15 protein-coding genes are annotated in these 22,607 nt (G+C 43.4%); 8 read left to right on the plus strand and 7 right to left on the minus strand.

The features are described 5' to 3' along the window. Positions 1–50: 50 nt before the first annotated feature. Positions 51–752, plus strand: coding sequence for a LytTR family DNA-binding domain-containing protein (locus DW036_RS18775; protein ID WP_118465740.1), 702 nt, complete (start codon positions 51–53; stop codon positions 750–752). A 433-nt stretch (positions 753–1,185) separates the two neighbouring features. On the opposite strand, the gene DW036_RS18785 is transcribed toward DW036_RS18775, so the two are convergent. Then, a complete protein-coding gene (locus DW036_RS18785; protein ID WP_187374638.1) occupies positions 1,186–2,238 on the minus strand; it encodes a linear amide C-N hydrolase in 1,053 nt (350 codons plus the stop codon). Positions 2,239–2,406: 168 nt separating this feature from the next. Between DW036_RS18785 and DW036_RS18790 the strand changes: the two genes are divergently transcribed. Beyond that, positions 2,407–3,450: a DUF2776 family protein gene (locus DW036_RS18790; protein ID WP_118220506.1), complete on the plus strand. Its 1,044-nt coding sequence runs from the start codon at positions 2,407–2,409 to the stop codon at positions 3,448–3,450. A gap of 36 nt (positions 3,451–3,486) precedes the next feature. Here DW036_RS18790 and pgl read toward each other — a convergent pair whose 3' ends face one another. From pgl to gnd, 3 genes are all read right to left on the minus strand, one after another. Next, positions 3,487–4,188, minus strand: coding sequence for a 6-phosphogluconolactonase (gene pgl / locus DW036_RS18795; RefSeq protein WP_118465742.1), 702 nt, complete (start codon positions 4,186–4,188; stop codon positions 3,487–3,489). Next, a complete protein-coding gene (zwf, locus tag DW036_RS18800) occupies positions 4,185–5,672 on the minus strand; it encodes a glucose-6-phosphate dehydrogenase (protein WP_117692619.1) in 1,488 nt (495 codons plus the stop codon). Before zwf ends, pgl begins: the two co-directional genes overlap by 4 nt. A gap of 124 nt (positions 5,673–5,796) precedes the next feature. After that, positions 5,797–7,284 carry a decarboxylating NADP(+)-dependent phosphogluconate dehydrogenase gene (gnd, locus tag DW036_RS18805; RefSeq protein ID WP_118465803.1) on the minus strand — a complete coding sequence of 496 codons (1,488 nt, stop codon included), beginning with the start codon at positions 7,282–7,284 and terminating at the stop codon, positions 5,797–5,799. Positions 7,285–7,412: 128 nt separating this feature from the next. Here gnd and DW036_RS18810 point away from each other — a divergent pair, with 128 nt between their 5' ends. From DW036_RS18810 to DW036_RS18835, 6 genes are all read left to right on the plus strand, one after another. After that, entirely contained in the window at positions 7,413–8,567 is a 1,155-nt protein-coding gene (locus DW036_RS18810) for a dicarboxylate/amino acid:cation symporter (protein ID WP_118465743.1), read from the plus strand. A 73-nt stretch (positions 8,568–8,640) separates the two neighbouring features. Then, positions 8,641–9,717 carry a GDP-mannose 4,6-dehydratase gene (gene gmd / locus DW036_RS18815; RefSeq protein WP_118465744.1) on the plus strand — a complete coding sequence of 359 codons (1,077 nt, stop codon included), beginning with the start codon at positions 8,641–8,643 and terminating at the stop codon, positions 9,715–9,717. A gap of 20 nt (positions 9,718–9,737) precedes the next feature. Beyond that, complete coding sequence (locus tag DW036_RS18820; protein ID WP_118465745.1) at positions 9,738–10,814, plus strand: GDP-L-fucose synthase; 1,077 nt, start codon at positions 9,738–9,740, stop codon at positions 10,812–10,814. 143 nt (positions 10,815–10,957) lie between these two features. Continuing rightward, positions 10,958–12,616 carry an AMP-binding protein gene (locus DW036_RS18825; protein ID WP_118465746.1) on the plus strand — a complete coding sequence of 553 codons (1,659 nt, stop codon included), beginning with the start codon at positions 10,958–10,960 and terminating at the stop codon, positions 12,614–12,616. 43 nt (positions 12,617–12,659) lie between these two features. Then, positions 12,660–14,216: a sulfatase gene (locus DW036_RS18830; RefSeq protein WP_118465747.1), complete on the plus strand. Its 1,557-nt coding sequence runs from the start codon at positions 12,660–12,662 to the stop codon at positions 14,214–14,216. 5 nt (positions 14,217–14,221) lie between these two features. Beyond that, positions 14,222–15,460: an LA_2272 family surface repeat-containing protein gene (locus tag DW036_RS18835; protein WP_118465748.1), complete on the plus strand. Its 1,239-nt coding sequence runs from the start codon at positions 14,222–14,224 to the stop codon at positions 15,458–15,460. Positions 15,461–15,555: 95 nt separating this feature from the next. On the opposite strand, the gene DW036_RS18840 is transcribed toward DW036_RS18835, so the two are convergent. The 3 genes from DW036_RS18840 to DW036_RS18850 form a co-directional block, all read right to left on the minus strand. Continuing rightward, on the minus strand, positions 15,556–17,538 hold the full coding sequence (locus DW036_RS18840) for a fructose-1,6-bisphosphatase (protein WP_118465749.1): 1,983 nt from the start codon (positions 17,536–17,538) through the stop codon (positions 15,556–15,558). A gap of 118 nt (positions 17,539–17,656) precedes the next feature. Next, positions 17,657–19,321 carry a putative transporter gene (locus DW036_RS18845; RefSeq protein ID WP_118465750.1) on the minus strand — a complete coding sequence of 555 codons (1,665 nt, stop codon included), beginning with the start codon at positions 19,319–19,321 and terminating at the stop codon, positions 17,657–17,659. A 132-nt stretch (positions 19,322–19,453) separates the two neighbouring features. Then, complete coding sequence (locus DW036_RS18850; RefSeq protein ID WP_187374639.1) at positions 19,454–22,600, minus strand: ATP-binding protein; 3,147 nt, start codon at positions 22,598–22,600, stop codon at positions 19,454–19,456. Positions 22,601–22,607 lie beyond the last annotated feature (7 nt).

A 22,607-nucleotide genomic window follows, 5' to 3' on the forward strand; every position in this document is an offset into this window, starting at 1 on the left:
AATATCACATTATCACTTTATAGCTCTATCAACCCTAAATATTCAACATTATGAACCTGACTTGTGCCATAGTAGACGATGAACCGTTAGCTTTAGACCTATTGGAAAGCTACGTCAATAAGACCCCGTTCCTGACATTGAACGGAAAATATTCCAGTGCTGTACAGGCTATGAAAGAACTACCGGAGAAGCGAGTTGACTTGCTTTTCCTCGATATACAAATGCCAGAACTTAATGGCCTCGAGTTCTCTAAAATGGTAGATCCGCATACCCGTATCGTATTTAGTACTGCTTTTGAGCAATACGCTATCGATGGTTATAAAGTAAATGCCCTGGATTATCTGTTAAAACCAATCTCCTACGTAGATTTTTTGCAGGCAGCCACCAAAGCAGTGCAATGGTTTGAGCTATTACAGCAACCCAAAGAAGAAATTGAAAGTATATTTGTAAAAAGCGACTATAAGCTAATGCAAATAGAGCTTAAAAAGATACTTTATGTGGAGGGTTTGAAAGATTATGTTAAGATTTATACAGAAGATAGTGCCCGGGCTATATTATCCCTTATGAGCATGAAATCAATGGAGGAATTATTACCAGCTTCCCGTTTCATGCGGGTTCACAGATCTTATATTGTCCAGAAAGAAAAAATAAGAGTTATTGACCGCGGACGAATTGTGTTCGATAAAACGTATATCCCTGTCAGCGATAGTTATAAACAGGTATTTCAGGCATTCCTGGATAAAAGGAGTTAGAATATAACATTCATTTGTCGATAAAATATCCGAATCCGTCGACAAAACATAATTTCCTATTGCATATTAAAAAATGTTTTTTTACCTTTGCATCGAACAGATAAAGGAAGTTGTGAAACTTCCCCCAATAGAATAGTTTAGTTAAGTCTAGTTTAGTTTTTGTGTGAAGCACTTCCTCCGTGAGCGAACGACAGGAAGTGCTTTTGTTTTCCACAATACCCATCTCAAGCAAAGTATCAAATAGTTGATTTACATACTCCTGACACTTTTATTAATAACAACTGAAAATTAAATGAGAATGCTTTTTTATTTAATCATTTAATTTGTTTTCGTTGTTAATAGTCTAAATAGACTGGGAAGATAAAAATTAGGCGTTTATTTTGCGAAAATGCACCTTTAATCAGGGGTGCATTTTCTTTTTGTTCTTTTTAAATTATTTTATCCCTAAGAACTGGAAAGGCTTGGTAGTAACAAACTCTTTAGCAGTATTTCCCGCATACGTCTTACCATCAAGGAGGTTCAACTTCTTGACGGGTGCTTTCTCTGAAAAATCCACATCCTTGAAGTCAACCCAGAATACATTAGGATATAAAGTAGATTCATAGTAATAAACCTTATCCTTTTGATCGGAAACTGTTCTCCAACGTGTTGAAGATATGTTCGGCTGATCAGGAGTACTAATGCCAAACGGAACAGAAGTATTACGTATCACGCTGAAAACACTGGCCAGTGCCGTACGTGTATCTTCGGTCTTAGGAATTGCATTAATATAGAATGAAGCCCTCACAAAACGGTCGGCAGCCCGGTTAGTGCCGGGTAAGAAGGTCGTTCCTCCAATAGTCTTCCAATAATCATCAAGTGCCAGTTGCTGGTCGAAAACGGGTGAATTGGTCATCACCTGATAGGACCTGCTATGATGTATATTCAGCTTTCCATCTATATATTCAAAGATAGCATTATCACCCGTAGCATCTGAAATGGAGAGATGAAGAGTAGCCATACGTGTACCGTCAGGCATCATATCCGATACCACATCGAAAGTATTCTTTTCTATTTCGGAAACCGCTTCATTCACCGTTGCAAAATTATCAAGCATATATTGTACCCAGGCAGCTATGGACAAAGCCGGTTTTTCACCATTCCATTGAGGATAAGACGATTCTGCCAGCCATAATAAATTAGCAACGAGTCCTTTTTCATTCATGCCGTCAGTGCTGCATATATCATAAGCCGAAGTAACGACACTACCATATTTAGATTTCCAATGCATCGGGTCCTTTCCCACTTCTCCATTACGCTCCATGCCTCGTGGAAAGATCCAAATATTACTACGGGTATCTTCCTTCCAGTCCATGGTACGACCTGTTATCACCATATCTTTGTTTCCTTGATAAACTACACGTGTACAAGCTCTTACACGTTTTTGAGGTATTACTGAAAATATAATCACAAGCGCTGTGATTAAAAATACATTTGTCTTACACATAATTATCTAATATTAAGTTGTTAGTAAGTATGAATACTAACAAAAGTACAGGCTACAAAGTTCTTAAAAGAACCGGGAGACTATTTACCGGAAATAAATAAATATTAAAATTGAAAACAAACCACAAGAAATGCTGTTGGAAGGGAAAACTTAAAAACGATAACAGTTATGAATTACGGTATTAGTATCCTTTTCAGGGCTATCCCACTGCTGATGGCCCTCTTCTGTTTTGGCTACGGAGCCTTTGTGCTCGACATGGGGACGGACGTAAACCGATTTGTTGCCGGGCCCGTAGTATTTTCATTAGGAATGATATGCATTGCATTGTTTGCTACTGCAGCTACCATCATCCGGCAACTCATCCACACATACAGTACTGCGGCAAAATACGTATTGCCTATTCTCGGCTATCTGGCTGCAATAGTATGTTTCATCGGTGGAATGACTTATATAAATGACGGTATTACTGCCGCCCATTTCGTAGCAGGACACGTCATCTGTGGAGTAGCATTTATCACCGCATGCGTAGCTACTACTGCCACTGCATCCACCCGTTTCACTCTAATCCCGCAAAATTCAAAACGAACGGATCATACCGTACCGGCAAAAGCTTTCTCATCTGCACAGGGAGATGCGCTGATTATTCTTGCAGTCATCTTTGCTGTAATTACATGGGTATGGACTTTCTGGCTATTAGGACAAAGCAGCACTCATGTTGCTTATTTCGTAGCCGGACATGTTATGGCAGGATTAGCTTGCATATGCACCAGCTTAGTGGCACTTGTGGCTACCATATCACGCCAGATACGGAACACTTATGCCGGTTCGGAACGAAAATGGTGGCCTGCCCTTGTATTGGCAATGGGTACACTTAGTATCCTCTGGGGACTTTGGATACTGACTGACATCGATCCTGATAAGTCCTCCATCGGATATATAATGATAGGTCTGGGTTTGGTTTGTTACAGCATTTCCAGTAAAGTGATCCTACTGGCAGTTATCTGGCGGAATGTCTTCAAACTGGCGAATCGCATTCCACTTATTCCAGTACTCACTGCACTGACCTGCCTTTTCTTATCTGCTTTTATGTTTGAAATGGCGACACTGGACGACGTTTACTTTGTCCCTGCACGTGTATTGGCCGGATTAGGAGGCATCTGCTTCACACTGTTCTCCATCGTCAGCATCCTCGAAAGCGGGACATCCAACTAATAAATCACCCTCTCAATAATTGCTTTTATGGATGGGCTAAGGTTTTGCCAGCTCATCCATAAATACTTCTACATTCCATGCATGATGGGCTACATAGGCAGCCGGACCGGTATCACCCGAGTCCAGAATATCCTGCACGACATTAGCCTTATTTCTGCCTGTAACGAAGAAGATCAGTTGCTTGGCATTGAATAACAAACAGCCCGTCATAGCAATACGCTTCTGACCGTTGTAAGGATTCACACTCACCTCATAAGGATGAAAGGAAGAAAGTAAATACTCCTGTCCTGGAAAAATAGACGAGGTATGACCGTCTTCACCTGCACCGAGCAACACAATGTCGAGAGCCGGGAATCCATGCCAAAGAGATGCATGACAACGCACTACACTGGAGTAACGCTTCGCCTCATCGTCGGGACGGTTACTGCCGTCAATAGGAAAAATATATTCCTCCGGCATATGAACTTTATCCAACAACAAACGGCGCATAGTGCCATAATTACTTTCCGAATCTTCGGCAGGCACACAACGTTCATCCACCCAATAGATGCGCATACGCAACCAAGGAGTGGTATCCTTGAACTCATCCGCCCACAAATCGAACATGAGCGAAGGCGTACTGCCTCCGCTGAATGCTATGTGGAAAATCTTTTGCGGCTCTGCCTCCATCAGACTTATAATGTGTTTGATAAGAGCTCGTGCCGTTTCAACAGCTGTACTATAGATATAAGTTTTCATAACTCACAATATTGATCAGTGTTCGTTAGGTTTTTACACGGATTGGTCCAGTCAGCACCATGTTCGTGCATCATAGCTTCACTCTCCAGAGGTCCCCAGGTTCCGACGGGATAGCCATAGAGAGGTGCATCCGGATATTCGTTCCAATAGCGCAATACCGGGTCGAAGAAACGCCAGGAAGCTTCGACAGCATCACTACGAGTGAAAAGGGTCGGATCACCCTGAATACAATCTTCTATCAGGCGGGCATAAGCATCACCTGTAGCCTTTCCGCCCAATTGGTCATAACTGAAATCCATCATCACCTGCTTCACATCGAATCCCGGACCGGGCACTTTCATACCAAACTTCAGTACGATACCCTCATTGGGTTGCAAGCGAAGGATAAGTTTATTAGCCCGCGGACAGTGTCCACCATGGCAATGAAACATTTGATGCGGAGTCTCACGGAAATGCACTACAATCTCCGTCACCTTCGTAGGCATCTGCTTTCCTGTGCGGATGTAGAAAGGTACACCACTCCAGCGCCAGTTATCTATACCGATTTTCATGGCGATGTAAGTTTCAGTGCGCGAGTCGGCAGGAACGTTCTTTTCTTCACGGTAGCCCTTTTTAGAACCGGAAGCCGTATATTGCCCGCGGACTATATGTTCATTCAAATCTTCATCCGTCAGAGGTTTCAAAGATTCATAGACCTTCACCACCTCATTACGGAAATTGTCAGCCGTAAAAACTGCAGGAGGTTCCATAGCGGTAAGAGCTACCAACTGGATAAGATGGTTCTGAACCATATCCCGCAAAGCTCCTGTTCCATCATAGAAACCGCCACGCTGTTCAATACCCAGATTCTCTACTGCAGTAACTTCTACATAATCGATATAATTACGGTTCCACAGCGGTTCGAAGATGCCGTTGGCAAAACGGAAAGCAAGAATATTTTGAGCTGTTTCTTTACCGAGAAAATGATCGATACGATAAATCTGGTGCTCCTCAAAGACGGAAGCATATATTTTGTTTAGTTCTTGTGCTGACTTCAGGTCGTAACCGAAAGGTTTCTCAACGATGATACGGGTATGTTTACGATTCAATCCGGCTTTTTTCAGATGCAGGGGAATAACTCCATAAAGTGAAGGAGGCGTAGCAAGATAGAACAGCAAATTATCCGGAGCTTTCTCACCTGTGATTTCCTGTAAACGCTTGCCCAACATTTCATAGCCTTCTTCTTTGGCAGGATCTATGCTGAGATAATGTAAATGAGTACAGAACTCCTTCATCCCTACTTCAGCGGGAGTGACAAAATGTTCCAGTTCATTCAATATATAGTCACGGTAAGTATCATCCGCGTAGTCTGTGCGCCCGATTCCTAAAATGCTAAACTCTTCCGGCAACCGATTATCTTTATAAAGAGAGTAGAGTGCCGGCATTAGTTTGCGCTTCGTCAGGTCACCCGAGGCGCCAAATATGATCATTACAAATTTACTCATTTAATTTAGTGATTAGTAGTTAGTGACAAGTGGTTAGTGATAAGTGGTTAGTGATAAGTGATAAGTACCATGCGGTGTGACAGCGCAGCCCACTAATCACTTATCACTAACCCTTAATCACTACTTACACATTATATGTACCTGATTTTGTATCTCCGCCATGTCCGGTCCAGTTCTCATGGAAGAATTGCCCGCGAAGTTCATCAGTACGTTCGAAAGTATGTGCACCAAAGTAATCGCGTTGTGCCTGAATCATATTGGCAGGTAACTTCGCAGATACCAGTGAATAGAAATAGTTCAGTGCAGAAGAGAAAGCAGGAACTGGTAGTTCTTCTTTCATGGCATGAGCCACAAGATGCTTCCAACCCGAAAGAAGTTCTTTAATTTCGTCCCGGAAGTAAGGAGCAAGCAGCAAGTGCTTTGGTTTCTGTAATGCTTCGAAAGCAGCAGCTATGTCATTCAGGAATATACTGCGGATGATACAACCACCACGCCACATACGGGCAATGGATGCCAGATCAAGGTCCCAACCGAAAGTTTCGGATGCCTTTTGCAATACAGCAAAACCTTGTGCATAAGATACCAATTTGGAAGCATACAAGGCCGAATAAATATCCTTCACCAGTTCCGGCTTATTATATACCACTTGTGAACGTTGGCAAACGAATTGCTTGGAAGCCGCTTCACGCAGATTTTTCTGTGCCGAAAGGCTACGCTCAAAAACAGCCGTAGCAATCAGCCCCAAGGGCATTCCCAGTTCCATAGCATTGATAACAGACCATTTACCAGTACCTTTCTGTCCGGCAGTATCCAAAATCTTATCAATCAGATATCCACCTGCCTTATCTTTATGACGCAAAATGTTTGCAGTGATTTCTATCAGATAACTGCGCAATTTGCCCTCATTCCAATGAGCAAATACAGAAGCCATTTCTTCATTATCCAGTTGCAATAGATTCTTCATCACCCAGTAGGCTTCGGCAATCAGCTGCATATCGCCATACTCGATACCATTATGTATCATCTTAACAAAGTGCCCCGAACCAGCCGGACCAATCCAGTCACAGCAAGGAGTGCCATCGGCAGCACGTGCAGCGATACTTTGCAGAATGGGTTTCACTTCATCCCAGGCAGTAACAGAACCACCCGGCATAATAGAAGCACCATTCAGCGCTCCTTCTTCTCCGCCGGAAACACCTGCTCCGACAAAGCGAAAACCTTTCTGTTCGGCCAATGCCACACGGCGATTGGTATCTTCGTAATTTGAATTTCCACCATCTATTAGTATATCTCCCGGAGAAAGATACGGAAAAAGCTGTTCCATCAGCTCATCTACCGCATTACCCGCACGAACCATCATCATGATTTTGCGCGGTGTAGAAACGGACTCCACAAAGTCGGGTATTTCAGTATATCCTTCAATAGTCTTTCCTTTGGCACGACCATTGGTAAAGCGTTCTACTACACCTTCTTCTACTCCCGGAACGGTTCGATTATACACGGATACGTGCCATCCCTTATCTGCCATGTTCAAGGCCAGATTTTCCCCCATTACGGCAAGTCCAATTAAGCCTATGTCTGTCTTTTGTTCTTTTTTGGTCATAACTTGCATTTTTTTTGTTATTGTTTCATTGAAATGGAAACAATATGCCAAGGGCATTTGTTCGTATGAATTTCGAATAAAAATCGTACTTTTGCAAACATGACTACATTTCACCGGAAAAACTTAAATACAGGTTTATGAAAAAACTACATATCGGACTACTGCCGCGTATCATTATTGCTATAGCATTGGGTATTCTTTTGGGTAATTTTCTTCCCGAAGGAATGGTACGCTTTTTTGTTACGTTCAACGGTATTTTCAGTGAGTTCCTGAACTTCTCCATACCACTTATTATTGTAGGGTTAGTGACAGTGGCAATTGCCGATATTGGTAAAGGTGCCGGAAAACTATTATTAATTACAGCACTGATTGCTTACGGGGCAACCTTGTTTTCCGGTTTCTTGTCTTACTTTACCGGTGTAACTGTATTTCCCCACCTGATAGAACCGGGAGTTCCATTAGAAAAAGTCAGTGAAGCGCAAGGTATACTACCTTTCTTTTCAGTAGCCATACCTCCGTTGATGAATGTTATGACAGCCTTGGTATTGGCTTTCACATTAGGACTTGGACTTGCTCAACTAAAAAATGATACGTTGAAGAATGCTGCCCGCGACTTCCAGGATATTATTGTCCGCATGATCAGTGCAGTCATTCTGCCGTTGCTCCCTATTTACATATTCGGTATATTCCTTAATATGACACATTCGGGTCAGGTATTCTCCGTATTAATGGTATTCATAAAGATAATCGGCGTGATCTTCCTGCTGCATATCTTCCTGTTAGTGTTCCAGTATTGCATTGCCGCACTATTCGTCCGTAAGAATCCTTTCAAATTATTGGGACGGATGCTGCCTGCCTATTTTACCGCCTTAGGCACACAGTCTTCTGCTGCCACTATTCCTGTCACATTGGAACAGACTAAGAAAAATGGAGTATCATCTGATATAGCAGGTTTTGTGATTCCACTTTGTGCTACGATACATCTATCCGGAAGTACACTCAAGATAGTTGCCTGTGCCCTTGCCTTGATGATGATGCAAAGCATACCTTTCGACTTTCCGTTATTTGCCGGTTTTATTTTCATGCTGGGAATTACCATGATAGCGGCTCCCGGAGTTCCTGGTGGTGCTATCATGGCATCTTTGGGTATATTACAGTCCATGCTTGGTTTCGATGAATCGGCACAAGCACTGATGATTGCACTCTACATCGCCATGGATAGTTTCGGTACTGCCTGTAATGTGACGGGAGACGGGGCAATTGCGTTAGTAGTAGATAAGATATATAAATGAGAAAAGTTTTGTTTTCTCGTAAAAAACAACGAATTTTGTCCTCTTAAAATCAATTTATAACGAAGCCTACAATATGAAAACAGCTCTAATCTCCGGAATAACAGGTCAGGACGGTTCGTTTCTTGCCGAATTCTTATTACAAAAAGGATATGAAGTTCACGGTATTCTCCGCCGTTCATCCTCATTCAATACAGGACGTATCGAACACCTGTACTTCGACGAATGGGTGCGCGACATGAAACAGAAACGTACTATCAACCTGCATTACGGCGATATGACGGATAGCAGTTCGCTCATTCGAATCATTCAGCAGGTACAACCGGATGAAATCTATAACCTTGCCGCACAAAGTCATGTAAAGGTATCTTTTGATGTACCGGAATACACAGCTGAAGCGGACGCCATTGGTACACTCCGTATGCTGGAAGCTGTCCGCATCCTGGGCATGGAGAAAAAAACAAAGATTTACCAGGCATCTACTTCGGAACTCTACGGAAAAGTACAGGAAGTTCCTCAAACGGAAACAACGCCTTTCTATCCCCGTAGCCCGTACGGAGTAGCCAAACAATATGGTTTCTGGATTACCAAAAACTACCGCGAAAGTTATGGAATGTTTGCCGTAAACGGTATCCTTTTCAATCATGAAAGTGAACGCAGAGGTGAGACATTTGTAACCCGCAAGATTACGCTGGCTGCTGCACGCATAGCACAAGGTTTTCAGGATAAATTGTATTTAGGTAATCTGGATGCACGCCGTGACTGGGGATATGCGAAAGATTATGTAGAGTGTATGTGGCTCATTCTTCAGCATGATACACCGGAAGATTTCGTGATTGCCACAGGAGAAATGCATACTGTTCGTGAATTTGCCACGCTCGCTTTCAAAGAAGTAGGCATTGAACTGCGCTGGGAAGATGAAGGTGTCGAAGAAAAAGGCATTGATGTGAAGACGGGAAAAGTCATTGTAGAAGTAGATTCAAAATACTTCCGTCCTGCCGAAGTTGAACAATTGCTGGGTGATCCTACCAAAGCCAAAACACTTTTGGGCTGGAACCCAAGACAAACCAGCTTTGAAGATCTCGTGAAGATTATGGCAACGCATGACATGAAGTTTGTGAGAAAGCTGTATCTGAGATCTCAAGAGAGTTAATACATAAAACTTAAAATATAATGTTAGACAAAAACGCCAAAATCTACGTAGCAGGTCATCGTGGCCTGGTAGGTTCTGCAATCTGGAAGAACCTGCAAGATAAAGGATATACCAATCTTATTGGCAAAACCCACAAAGAAGTCGACTTACTGGACGCCGTTGCCGTTCGCAGATTCTTTGATGAAGAACAACCGGAATATGTATTCCTTGCTGCCGCATTCGTAGGCGGTATCATGGCAAACAGTATCTATCGTGCCGATTTCATCTACAAGAACCTGCAAATACAACAGAACGTCATCGGAGAAAGCTTCCGCCACAATGTAAAGAAACTCCTCTTCCTGGGCAGCACCTGCATCTATCCACGTGATGCCGAGCAACCCATGAAAGAAGAAGCACTTCTTACCTCTCCTCTGGAATACACCAATGAGCCCTATGCCATAGCTAAGATTGCCGGACTGAAAATGTGCGAAAGCTTCAATCTGCAATACGGTACGAATTATATCGCTGTAATGCCTACCAACCTCTATGGCCCGAACGATAATTTCGATCTGGAACGCAGTCATGTACTTCCTGCCATGATTCGCAAGATACACCTTGCCCACTGTTTGAAACAAGGTGATTGGGATGCCATACGCAAAGACCTGGCTCTTCGTCCCGTAGAAGGTATTGACGGAACTGGCAGCGAAGAGGATATTCTCACCATTCTTGCTAAATATGGTATCAGTGACAATGAAGTGAAACTTTGGGGTACCGGTACACCGCTTCGCGAATTCCTTTGGAGCGAAGAAATGGCAGATGCCAGTGTATTCGTCATGGAACATGTAGACTTCAAAGACACCTATAAACCAGGCGATAAAGATATTCGTAACTGCCACATTAACATAGGTACAGGTAAAGAAATCTCCATCCGCAACCTTGCCGAACTGATTGTTTCTACTGTAGGCTACAAAGGCCAACTGAGTTTCGATAGTAGCAAACCGGACGGCACCATGCGTAAGCTGACCGACCCATCAAAACTACATTCTCTGGGTTGGCACCACAAAGTAGAAATAGAAGAAGGCGTACAACGCATCTATCATTGGTATTTAGAATCGTAAATATTTCAATAGCCCTGGCCATATTTTAATATGCCAGGGCTAAATTATATACATATCCCGCTTTTTTTAGCTAAAAATTTGCTTTCTTTTGATAAAGCCTTATATTTGCACAAATTTCAAATAAATGTGCAATATATAATATCATGGAACAAAGCTTTATCGCCTACATTGAGAATAGTATTAAAGAGAATTGGGACCTTGATGCCCTGACAGATTATAATGGCGCTACCCTACAATACAAAGATGTAGCCCGCAAAATAGAGAAAGTACATTTAATCTTCGAAGCAAGCGGTATTAAAAAAGGCGATAAGATAGCCATCTGTGGACGTAATAGTTCACACTGGGGAGTCACCTTCCTTGCCACACTTACCTATGGAGCGGTTGCAGTTCCTATCCTTCATGAGTTCAAAGCGGACAATGTACACAACATTGTCAATCACTCCGAAGCAAAATTACTCTTTGTGGGCGACCAAGTATGGGAAAACCTCAACGAATCTGCCATGACTATCCTGGAAGGCATCATTCTGATGACGGACTTCTCCATTCTCATCTCACGCACACAGAAACTGGATTACGCCCGTGAACATCTGAACGAACTGTTCGGCAAGAAATACCCCAAGAATTTCCGTAAAGAACACATTGAATATCATAAAGATCAGCCCGAAGAACTGGCAGTCATCAACTATACTTCCGGAACGACGAGTTATTCCAAGGGGGTAATGCTGCCCTACCGCAGCCTATGGTCCAATACTGCATTCGCATTCGAAGTATTGCCATTGAAAGCCGGAGACAAGATTATATCAATGTTGCCAATGGCACACATGTACGGGTTAGCATTCGAATTCCTGTACGAGTTCTCGGCAGGATGTCAGATCTACTTCCTAACCCGCATGCCAAGCCCCAAAATCATTTTCCAGGCATTCTCGGAAGTGAAGCCCCACCTTGTAGTGGCTGTACCGCTCATTATAGAAAAGATCATTAAGAAGAACGTGCTTCCGAAACTGGAAACACCCACCATGAAGCTATTACTGAAAGTTCCCATCATCAATGACAAGATTAAAGCAACTGTACGCGAAGGAGTAGTCAGTGCTTTCGGCGGACGTTTTGCAGAAGTCATCGTAGGCGGTGCCGCTTTCAATCAGGAAGTAGAACAATTCCTGCACATGATAGAATTCCCCTACACGGTAGGTTATGGAATGACAGAATGTGGTCCGATTATCTGTTACGAAGACTGGTCACGCTTCAAACCGGGTTCCTGCGGTAAGGCAGTTCCGCGTATGGAAGTGAAAGTTCTTTCTTCCGACCCGGAAAATATACCGGGGGAAATAGTATGCCGCGGACCGAATGTTATGCTTGGATACTATAAAAATGAAGAAGCCACACGTGAAGCAATCGACCCTGACGGTTGGCTGCATACAGGCGACCTTGCACTAATGGACACCGAAGGGAATATCACCATTAAAGGACGCAGCAAGAATATGTTGCTCGGTTCCAGTGGACAAAATATATACCCCGAAGAAATAGAAGATAAGTTGAATAACATGCCGTACGTTGCCGAAAGTATTATCGTGCAGCAGAATGAAAAGCTTGTCGGACTGGTATATCCGGACTTCGACGATGCCTTTGCACACGGTCTGACTACCGCAGATATAGAACGGGTCATGGAAGAAAACCGTGCCACGCTAAACACCATGCTGCCTGCATACAGCCAGATATTCAAAATGAAAATCTATCCCGAAGAATTTGAGAAAACTCCAAAACGCTCCATTAAACGATTCTTATACCAGGAAGCGAAGGGATAAGATTGTAATTAACTGACTAACCTTTATTAAAGTATTATCTCAAATGAAAAGCGAATTATTAATATCGGCTGCTATGATTCCCATGTGGGGCATGGCAGGAGAAGTGGTTGCAGCATCTCCGGAAAAAGGGGTGCCGAAAGAAAAGCAACGTCCGAACATTGTTTTGTTTCTGGTTGATGACATGGGATGGCAGGATACTTCTCTGCCCTTCTGGACTCAACGGACACACTACAACGACACTTACCACACACCGAACATGGAACGTCTGGCAACACAAGGCAAGATGTTCACACAAGCGTATGCCTGCAGTATCAGTTCCCCTACCCGTGTCAGCCTTTTCACAGGAATGAATGCAGCCCGCCATCGCGTAACCAGTTGGACATTACGTAAAAATACCACTCACGAACAACCCGACTCAATAATGACCTATCCCGAATGGAATGTAAACGGCATTTGCCAGGAACCGGGAATTGAACGTACTACCCAAGTAACTACGTTGGCACAGGTACTTAAAGATAACGGTTACCAGACCATACATTGCGGTAAAGCCCATTTCGGAGCAAATGATACACCCGGAGCCGATCCGTTGACAATGGGGTTCGAAGTGAATATAGCCGGACATGCAGCCGGATCACCTGCCAGTTATTACGGCAAAAACAATTTTGGGAATAAGCCGGATGGCAAAAGTCCGTTAGCTGCCGTTCCCGGATTGGAGCAATATCATGGTACAGATACTTTCCTCAGCGAAGCACTTACATTAGAAGCCATGAAAGCTTTGGATAAGGCACAGCAAAAGGATAAACCATTTTTCCTATACATGGCTCATTATGCCATCCATACTCCCATACAACCCGATTATCGTTTTTACCAGAAATACCTGGATAAAGGGCTTCCTCCTGTAGAAGCAGCTTATGCCACCCTCATCGAAGGCATGGACAAGAGCTTGGGAGACCTGATGGATTATCTGGAGCGTAACCAGCTAACAGACAATACCGTAATCCTATTCATGTCCGACAATGGCGGACTGGCCGCACATACCCGCGCCGGAGAACTCCATACTCAGAACTATCCGCTCAATAGTGGAAAAGGTTCCGCCTATGAAGGAGGTATCCGCGAACCAATGATTGTAAGCTGGCCTGGTGTAGTGGCTCCCGATACGAAATGCGGAGATTATCTTATGATTGAAGACTTTTATCCTACCATCCTCGAAATAGCAGGTATTCAAAAATATACTACCGTACAACAACGGGACGGCATCAGCTTCATGTCATTGCTGACGGGAAAAGGGAAGGTAAAAGACCGCGATATCTATTGGCACTATCCTCATAGCTGGGGACCTTCGGGACCGGGTATCGGAGCAACTTGCTCCATTCGTTCCGGTGACTGGAAACTCGTCTACTACTTTGCAGACGGTAAGCGTGAACTATTCAATGTCCCTGCTGATATCAGCGAGAAAAACGACGTGGCAATGGAAAACCCACGCATTGTAAAGAAATTAGCACAAAAATTAAGTAACTACCTTCGGTCGGTAGATGCACAGCGTCCTACGCTCCGTGCAACCGGTAACTTAGCGCCCTGGCCGGATGAAATTAAAGATTAAAATCAATGAGAAGATTATTTCCATCTATTATTGCATTACTGATAGTTGCAGGAACACTTTCTGCACAGACTACAGACAACAAATCGACTGAAACAACCAAGAAAAACAGAGAACCTGTCGGCATCAATCTCTCCCTGTGGAAGAATATGTCCACACAGCAGACTGATACTGTAGGAAGTACTTGTTTCAACCTCGGTCTATTCTCTTCTATGAACCGTCTGAACGGCGTGGGTATCAATCTACTGGGTAGTGTGGTATACCGTGAGATGAACGGTGTACAGGTTACAGGTCTTGCCAACCTGGTAGGAGGCAGCATGCGCGGTGTTCAGATAGCAGGTATCAGCAATGTGAACGGAGATAATCTCTGTGGTGTATCCTTGTCCGGTTTAGTCGGTATCACAGGAAATCATGCACAAGGTGTTATATTTTCCGGACTTACCAATATTGTAGGAGACAATGCCAGTGGTGTTCTCATTGGTGGCTTGCTGAACATTGCCGGAGAGAATTCTTCGGGAGCACATATTGCGGGATTAGCTAACATTTCAGGCGAAGATTTCATTGGTATCACCGCTTCCGGCTTGCTGAACATTGTAGGCGAAAATCTGCGAGGTGTACAAATCAGCGGTTTGGGTAACATTACAGGGGAAAACATGCAAGGTTTACAGATATCCGGTCTGGGTAATGTGGTAGGTGAACATTTCACAGGAGCACAAGTTGCCCCTTTCAATTTTGCCGGAAAAGGAAAAGGTGTACAGATTGGATTAGTCAACTATTATAAGAATAGTTTCGACGGTTTCCAGTTAGGTCTGGTCAATACCAATCCAGATACTAAAGTGCAGTTAATGCTTTTCGGAGGCAATGCTACAAAACTGAATGTAGGCGCTCGTTTCAAGAACAATCTGTTCTATACCATCTTAGGTGGTGGTACGCACTATCTGGATTTCAGCGATAAGTTTTCAGCCTCTCTCTTCTATCGTGCAGGTCTTGAGCTTCCCCTATATAAACAATTATTTATCAGCGGTGACCTGGGCTTCCAGCACATCGAAAACTTCAAGAACAAAGACTATGGCTTCCCTGCACGCCTTTACGCTCTCCAGGCACGTGTCAATCTGGAATATCGTCTAAATGACCGCTTAGGTGTATTCGTAACAGGTGGTTATGGTGGCAGCCGTTACTACACCAAAGGGGTCACTTATGATAAGGGGGTGATTGTGGAAGGAGGAGTGGTGCTGTTTAAATACTAAATTTAGTGATTAACGGTTAGTGATAAGTGATTAGCACCTTGTAGTATCATAGCGTAGCCTGTTAATCACTTATCACTAACCGTTAATCACTAAAATCACTTTTCCTTTATAAGTCCCGTCCTATACGCCACCAGCAACTTCTTCAAGTCTTGTATCTGCGTCACCAGTACTTTTCCTTTATCCGTATCTTTCACCATCATACGTTGTGAATTGAACTCTACGACAAAGGTATTAGACTTGATATCCTGCCCCTCTTCTATAGCCTTCTGGCGGCTTTGAAACGGTTCGTGTTGCACTAACTGCATGCCATGCGAATGATATACCAATGTATATCCGGCAATACCGGTTTCCGGCTGATATGCCTTAGAAAACCCACCATCAATCACCAGCAACTTGCCATCCGCTTTTATGGGTTTCTCACCCTTAATAATCTTCACGGGCACATGACCATTAATAATGTGTGAATGAGGTCCTGTAACCTCAAACTCCGCAAGAATGCGTTCACAAATATCAGCACGGTTACGCAGAGTATAATAATATCCTTTCGTCTCCTTAGACAAATCTTTGTCTCCAATGAAATAGCGTTCAAAAGTCGCCATCTTATCTTTGTCAAACGATGGAGCATCAGGACCACACCACATATACCACACATAATCCAATGCAAAACTCTTCTCCTCCGTACCGTCTTCATCGAAGTAAGCCGTACGTATCAACTGGTCTGTCTTGCACAATAGTTTCCTGCCCCAATACTCCTTCTTTCCAATACGGACATGTTTGAAACTACCATCCTCATTCAAAGGCATGGAAGCATGGTACAGCAAATTACTGTTACAAACCAGATACATTCCTCCATATGTAAACAAGCAACGCATATGTTTCTTCAACTTCTCACTATTCATGAACGAAGCATGGATTTTATCCATCAGCTCCCGTTCCTCATCAGACAGACGGTATGGATCAGCCGGATCTATGGTCGGGAAGTTTGTATCACGCAATGGATATTCCTTTCCCTCGTATACAAAGACACCATTTTCAAAATCAATCTTATCCAATAACTTCCGGTTCTGCATACCGAACTCCGGACGACGGTCTATAATCTCTGCTTCCAGCTTGAACTGTATCACTGTAATCGCCTTATGCATCTGCGTAATCAACCGTAAAGTCTTCTCATTATAATTACCGTCTGCAAAGTTCATCTTCGGAGCGAAGATTGTACAGGGATCATCCGCATACGTATCCATGGCAAATGTGGCAAGTGGCAACAGATTGATACCATATCCGTCTTCCAGTGTAGCCAGGTTGGCATAACGCATCGACATACGGATCACATTGGCAATACAGGCATCATTACCGGAAGCTGCTCCCATCCACAGAATATCATGATTTCCCCATTGAATATCAAAATTGTGATAATCACAAAGTGTATCCATAATGATGTGTGCTCCCGGACCACGGTCGTAAATATCACCTACAATATGCAGAGAGTCAATCGTTAACCTCTGAATGAGATTACACATTGCAATGATGAAATCATCCGAACGCTTGGTGGAAATGATAGTACTGATAATTACATTGATATAGGCATGCTTGTTTGGCTCTACACTCGATTCATGCAGCAACTCCTGAATAATGTACGAGAATTCTGCCGGAAGCGCCTTACGCACTTTAGAGCGTGTATATTTGGAAGAAACATTCTGGCATACCTTCACCAATTGATTCAGTGTAATCAGATACCAGTCATCCAGATCGGCTTCCTGCTCTTTGATCAACTGCAACTTTTCTTCGGGATAATAAATCAGAGTACATATTTCTTTCTTTTCACTCTCACGCAAAGTATGCCCGAAGATTTCATTCACTTTCCGCTTCACCGCTCCCGAAGCATTCTTCAACACATGTTGAAAAGCTTCATATTCGCCATGAATATCGGTCAGGAAATGCTCTGTCCCTTTCGGGAGGTTCAGAATAGCTTCCAGGTTAATAATTTCTGTACTGGCATCCGCAATCGTCGGAAAACTGCGTGACAGCAACTGCAAATAACGCAAGTCGCTCATGATGCTTTCAGGGGTAATATTACTCATGATATCTAATTACAATTTACAAATTACAAATTATATATGGGCTTGTGTATTCATTTCAAACCTCAACTCTACGTTCCTAATCCTCAACCCTACGTTCCCAATCCTCAACTCTCCACTCTCAACTTAAGAAGAACATCAGCAGCACTTGGGCGATAATCACACGCAGGAACATGCACAAGGGATAAACCGTAGCATAAGAAACTGAAGGATTATCACCGGGAATGGTATCATTAACATAATTCAAAGCCATTGGATTCGCCATACTTCCGCACAGCATTCCGGCTACCGAACCGAAATCGACCTTCATCCAACGGAAAGCAATGACTCCCATTATCAACACAGGAACCACGGTTAGTGCACAGCCGATAGCTATCCACAACAACCCTTCCGGACGGAATACCGTATCAAAGAAATGAGCTCCCGCATCCAGTCCCAAGCAGGCCAAATAGAGTGACAAGCCCAAGGCACGGAGCATCAAGTTAGCACTACGGGTTGTATAGGTCACCATATGCATGCGTGGTCCGAAAGTACCGATAAGAATACCTACGATAATCGGTCCACCCGCCAGGCCCAGCTTTACAGGAGTACTGACACCGGGGATGGCAATAGGTATCGCTCCTAAGGCAAGACCAAGGATAATACCCACGAATACAGCCACTAGGTTAGGTTCCTTCAAACTCTTCACAGCATTTCCCAAAACTCTTTCCACATTTTGTATAGCAGCGGCCTCACCCACCACCGTCAACCGGTCGCCCAATTGCAAGGTAAGTTCCGCCGTAGCCAGCAGCAACACCCCGCTACGATAGACGCGACTGATATTGATGCCATAATGATTACGCAAATGGAGTGAACCGAGTTTCTTTCCATTCAGTTCCGGACGTGTCACCACGATACGCTGGGAGATCAACTGGCTATCAATGGCATTCCAGTCAATATCTTCCTTGTTCCAGTCCGTGTTTTCTTGCTCACCGAACAATACAGTCAAAGCAGGAACATTTCTTTCTGAAGTGATAACAAGCAAGCGGTCGCCTTCTTTAATCACTTTTTCAGAAGTGGGGATGCTGACATTCCCATCCCGCCACAAACGGGAGATCACAAACTTAGGATAACTCAACTGAGCTATATCCTTCACACTCATATTAAAGATTGCCGGATTGTGCACCTGGAATGCAACAATATAGGGTTTATTCACATCGTCTTTCTCCTTGACTTCCAAATCAGCCTTACGTACCAGCACCTTACGTATCATCAGAATACCGAGAATAACTCCCACTACTCCTATCGGATATGCCACCGCACACCCCAGAGCCGGAGTATTCGCTTCGATTCCCATCTGTTTCAGCGTTTGCTGTGCAGCACCCAGAGCCGGTGTATTCGTCGTTGCCCCGCAAAGGATACCTATCATATCCGGCAGAGAGACTCCCAACCCATAACTTCCCAGCAGTGTCATCAGCGTACCGATCAACACCACGCCTACTGCCAGCATATTCAATTGTACACCACCTGTGCGGAACGAACTGAAGAAACCCGGACCTACCTGCAGTCCCAGTGCATATACGAATATCACCAAGCCGAAGCTCTCCGCATAGTTCAGCATCTGCGGGTCTATGGACAATCCGAAATGCCCGGCAAGGATACCTGCAAAGAACACGAACGTCACTCCCAACGATATACCACAGATATGTATCTTTCCCAGTCCCAAACCAATAGCAGAGATCAACGAGAGCACCACAACCGCCTGCAGGGCAGAATGTTCTATGAATAAACTGTATAACCAATCCAATGTATTTACGTTTTATTGATTTCAGTCCGCAAAGATAGGAAGTATTTCCCGGAGTAAGGAAATAATGACACACAAAAAAAGCGGCTGTATACGTTAAACAGCACGCTTGTTAAGTAAAGAAGAAAAAAACTTCTACAATAATAAGATTCTTTTTTTCATAATGCTTCCTATCTGTGTCTTCAGCAGCCGTGCATAAATAGGTTTTGGCATATAGCCATCAAAGCCACTTTCCATTACCCGTTGTTCATCCGAAGCATAGGCAAAAGTTGTGATAGCAATGATCGGAACCCTTGCCGAATATTTCCGTATCTCCTTTGTGGCCTCATAGCCATCCATTACAGGCATATTAATGTCCATCAAGATTATTTGCGGCTCGTATGTTTTAAACATCTCTACCGCCTCCCGTCCATCCCAGGCATGAATCAGTTTATAGTCATTTTTCAAAACCGACATAAACAGCTTGTAGTTACTATCATTATCTTCCGCAATCAATATGGTCAACTTATCTTTTTCTACAATAATAGGCTGATACTGAGGTTCCGGAGTTTCTTCCACTGTCATAGCCTCTTCATATGGAAGCGTAAACCAGAAAGTTGAGCCATGCCCTTCTTCCGATTCCACTCCTATATGCCCGCCCATGTGTTCAACCAGTGTATGGCAGATGGACAATCCCAACCCCGTTCCTTGGGCGAAGCTATTCAGCTTCACGAAACGCCCGAAGATATTTTCCTGCTTGTCCTTTGGAATACCGATTCCTGTATCCGAAACGTAGCAATAGAGTTCTTTTCCATGAAGCTCATAGCCAAAGCGGATACTCCCTTCCGTTGTAAACTTGATCGCATTGGTCACCAAATTAATAAATAGCTGCGAAATTCGGTTTTTCTCTGTACGGACATGGCATACCTCCATTGGCGAAACGAATTCCAACTGCACAGCATCCGTTTTTATCCTTAATTGCAACGTATCCCTCAAATCCTTCAGTAGATGGTTCAATTCAATGTTGGAGTACGTAAACTCGAGCGCTCCTGCTTCTATCTTCGACAAATCAAGGATATCACTGATTAATTGCAGCAATAAAGTATTGTTATTCTCAATGATATTTACATATTCCTGTTTCTCCTGTTCTTCTTCTGTAGATGCCAAGATACCTGAAAAACCGACGATGGCGTTCAATGGCGTACGTATCTCATGGCTCATATTGGCCAGGAAAGCGGATTTAAGCCGGTTCGACTCTTCCGCCCGGTCTTTTGCAGTAATCAGTTCCAACTCCATCTTCTTGCGATTGGTAATGACAAGCGACGACCCGACCAGTGCCAACGGTTTTCCGTTTTCATCACGTTTTTCAACGGCTGCCTGTGCTTCCACCCATTCTATCTTATGTATATGGTTCTCAATACTCACCACCCTGTATTCCTCTTTCACTTTCTCCGAACGCCCTTCCAATAAGTCCTGATAAGCCTGTCTCACCCTTTCACGATCTTCTTTAAATATCTTCTGGAAGTATTGATCATCGGGCACAGCCAGTTGTTCCTCAGTCACATCCCCTCCTTCCATACTTAACTCAATCGGGCGATTGATATCGCAAAGAATGGTTTTATTAGTCAGGTCCCACTTCCAGGGTACAATACTGGCTACATCCAGCGCCATCGCAAGTTTATTGTTAGTAGAGCTCAGTTTCTGCTGCGCCTTATGCAGTTCAGTGCTGTCAAGACAGAACACGTCTATCACGTCATCATCATTGGTTCTGCTCAACACCACATCATAAAAAGTGTCTATCCTTTTGGAATAATATGGAAACGTAATGGTTTTATTTTCACTCAACGCTACCTGTATGAAAGGCAAGAATTCAAACAATGACTCCGGGAAAACTTCACTCGCTTTTCTGTCAATAACTTTTTCTTTAGGAAGAAAATACTTCTCGAATGTAGTATTTACATTCCGGTAGATCAGGTCGACAACCGCCCCGGCTTCATTCCTCACCACCTCTTCCTGCATATAAATGATGGGCATACAGCTAATCAGGTTCTTATACTTAGCCATCGTCTCTATCTCTTTCTGCTGCAACCTCTTATACCGATCAAACATATACATGCGGTACAGAAAGAAAGCGGTAATAAAGATAAAGACAAGTATCCAGACCACATATTTATATTGCTCCCAGAAAGTTGGCGGTTTGTTGATAAACAGAGTATCAGCGGGGCATATCGACAGAGGTATACCTTTTTGAAGCATCACCTTGTAATTAAACACAGGCTCACCGTCCGAAGGCAAATAAAAAGGAATATCACGTGCTTGTTTACCATTAATTATTGCCTTCAATGTTTGTGTCAGTACCTCCTTAAAGTGATCGCCATCATAACTATATCCTCCCAACATACCGGCTTCATCATCCATCGCATCCATCTTCAGGGCAAACAAAGGAGCAGAAGTAGTGGCGATAATCCGGTAAGAGTTTGTCACTAAAGATGTGTTCCCCTCTTCCATCTTAGGTTTGAAGAACCAAGAACCGAAGAGTACACCGGTTGTTTTCGGATCGATAGAATTCAGCGAATCGAGCAACTGGTTTACAGACAAATCTTTAGGTGAGAAAAACTGATATTTTACTTGCGGATGATTCTTCGCCAGTTCTTCTTGTATTTCAGCATCATTCGCCTGATTAACGTACCGCTGATCACCAACGAATATAAACTTTTTCATTTCCGGTATCATCCTGAACATCATTTCCACATTTTTCGGGATGAACAAATCGGCATACAGAAAGGTCATATTATTAGCCTGAGCCAGACTTGCAATCGAAATACGGTCAACAACCGGGATAATTTGTTTTTTAAGATAAGCCTCCTTGGGTCCTGTATAATCTCTCTCAGCACAAAGGACAATGGGAATATCCCCCCACTTGGCTCTGAAATCATCGAGCATCATCAATGGTGAGTTTCCCAACAGCAACAACATACGTGGAGGATGGGCACTATATTTCGCAAATATCCCCTTACTGAGTTTTTCCAAAGCAACGCTGTCTTTCACATCCAGCATATTCATATGTTCAGCATAAATAGAGAGATTAGAAGATTCTCTCACGTAATTGGTGGCTTGTGAAAACCAATAATTGCTCCAGGCGGAGCCCTCCGTATATGTATTGATAACTAAGATATAATCTCTGTTCTTCTCTCTATCTGTTTGTGCCACTGTAAAGACTACAGGTAACAAACAAACAATAAATAACAATCGTAGTTTTGTAACGATTCCATTGCAAAATTTTGCACCAAGCATGACAACCATACTCTTT

Origin of the sequence: Bacteroides sp. AF39-11AC (assembly GCF_003474285.1) — a bacterium.
Classification (GTDB): domain Bacteria; phylum Bacteroidota; class Bacteroidia; order Bacteroidales; family Bacteroidaceae; genus Bacteroides.